Genomic DNA, 2,232 nt, shown 5'->3' on the forward strand with positions numbered 1-2,232 from the left:
ACGGCCGCTGCAACCGGCTTAGCGTGCTTTATTTTCCGTTTTCTGAGGTGACCCCAGCCAGAGCAAGGCGAAGGCGAGCCGCCGGAAACACGGCCAGCGAGCGGCCCATAAAACGAGCCACAGTTAATTGGATGTACTATCCAATTTCCGACGCCGCGATACCCAAGCGGGCCAGGCCACCAGATGCATGGCCGAAGGGCGGCGGGCCTTGCTCGACCGAAAAACGTTGAGCGTCGGAAAGGTATACCAGACAAGGATTTGGAAGTGGTACGAGGAAGCAAAATGCGTTCTTTGGCCAAGAATTCGCATGTTGACTTTCGTGTTATATCCGGCTTATAGTTCGTGAGGATTTATGTGCGTTGCTGGGCAAGAAAGCAGCGGGCGGCAGTACAAAAAAGTAAGCCCACCGGGGCAAGCGGCGGGCTGACTAAACAACGGTTGATTTTGGCTTGTAACACCCAGCACTGGCAAGGTGCTGACTTAGACGCGGTGTCACTTCGCCTTTGCATTGTATGCATTAGCGGCGTGACGCGCAATAGGATTCTACGATGGGAATGCCTCAACTCGCGCCGCAGGATGAGCCTTTTCAAATGGCATTGCCATTGCGCATGCCATCCGATTACTACGATTGGCTGTATACGAACCAAAGCAGCCATCTTATCGCCTTCACTCCCAAGCAGAATGTCAACTGGCATGTAATGAACCGCGAAATCGCCCGCGACAAGTTGGCCAAGTGGGCCAACGAGCCGGATGTGTTCATTACCCCTAACGAGTTTTTCAAGTGGCGGCTTATCAGGAATGTAGCCGCGCTGAATGCCCTATTTGTTGACATTGACTGTCACCAGGGCGAAGACATTAACTACAGAGTTGAAAGCGCCATGTCGGCCTTGGTTCGCGCCAAGGTTCCCGAGCCTAATGCGATCATATACACCGGCCGGGGCGCGCACCTGTATTGGCTATTGGAACGAACGCACGGGGCCGCCCTGCCCCGCTGGCAAGCATGCCAGCGCCGGCTGATTGAAATCACCAGTGCTGACCGCATGTGCGCAGATGCAACTCGCGTGCTGCGAGTTGTCGGGACAAAAAACAGCAAGGCCGCTGGCGCACTGGTTCACGCTGATCCGATTCACTCGAAACCTTACGATTTCGACTTCCTGCATGACCAGATCATGCCTTTCACCCGCGCTGAAATCCGCGACTTGCGCGCTGTGAGAGCACGCCGGCATGACAGGCTGTATACAAGCGCAAGCGGCTCAATTTATCAGCGCTGGTACTTGGTCTATCGTGACCTTCATGCCATCGTTCAACACAATTGGTTCGGTGGCCAAGTCCCGAAGGGCCACCGCGATACGATCCTGTTTCACATGGCCAATGCGCTGTCATGGTTCACCGTATCAGAAGCATTACAGAACGAGATTGTTACTGTCGCCAGAGAAATCACCCCCAGCCTCGAAATCAGGGAAGCGTTGAGCTATTGCACCTCAGTAGTGCAGCGCGCCAAGAAAACGGCCAATGACCTTGAGGGCCGAGAGTACCGCTACGCATACAAGCGGGAAACACTCTACAACAGCCTTGCCGACCTTATCCCCCCCGATCTGCAACCGAGACTGCGAGCCATCATCCCGGCCGATCTGGCGGCCGAACGTAAGCGAGAAGCTAACCGCAAGAGCGAAGCCAAGCGCCGCCAGGCCGCCGGCAACAAAACCCGTAGCGAATATCTGGCCCAGGCCGAGCAAATGCGCAGCAAGGCCCAGGAGCTACGCGCTCAAAACCTTTCCATCCGCGCCATTGCGGAGCAGCTTGGCATCCCGCGCAGCACGGCGGCCGACTACCTCAAGCCTCGCCCGGAGTGTCCGAAGTCCCTGTGCCTTGTATAGTGGGCGTAGCCCCCCGCCTTTAGGCGGCAATAGCCTACACCTATCACCCATATAACCCCCGGTTCTGTCCGAAGTCCCTGTGCCTTGTAAGGGAGCTGGATGCGGCCGGGGGTTTTGCTTTTCAAAAAAATACAAACTTGATAAGACAAGCGGAGCGCGCCAGGTGCTTGTGAGCGCCGCCAGCGTGCGGCGCGGGGTATGTGGTCGAAGGGCCGGGTGTTGTGGGAAACCCCATCGAGGGTTTTCCACATCCCCGCGCCCGGTGCGGCTTTGGCCGCATCGTCCACATATCCACAGCACACCACCAGCCCCGGCCACCGACCACCAGCCCCGGCCACCGACCACCAGCCCCGGC

Annotated in this window: 1 protein-coding gene; it reads left to right on the forward strand. The window is 57.3% G+C overall.

Going from position 1 to position 2,232, the window contains the following annotated elements:
- Nucleotides 1-554: 554 nt before the first annotated feature.
- The gene (locus ACODR9_RS24275; protein WP_488813251.1) at nt 555-1,877 is read left to right on the forward strand and encodes a prefoldin domain-containing protein; all 1,323 of its coding nucleotides are present in this window, start codon (nt 555-557) and stop codon (nt 1,875-1,877) included.
- Nucleotides 1,878-2,232 lie beyond the last annotated feature (355 nt).

The organism is Aquitalea sp. FG25 (assembly GCF_057809375.1).

Excerpts from the sequence above, each read along its gene's own strand:
- ACODR9_RS24275 (WP_488813251.1), top strand. The coding sequence starts at position 555 with ATGCCTCAACTCGCGCCGCAGGATGAGCCTTTTCAAATGGCATTGCCA.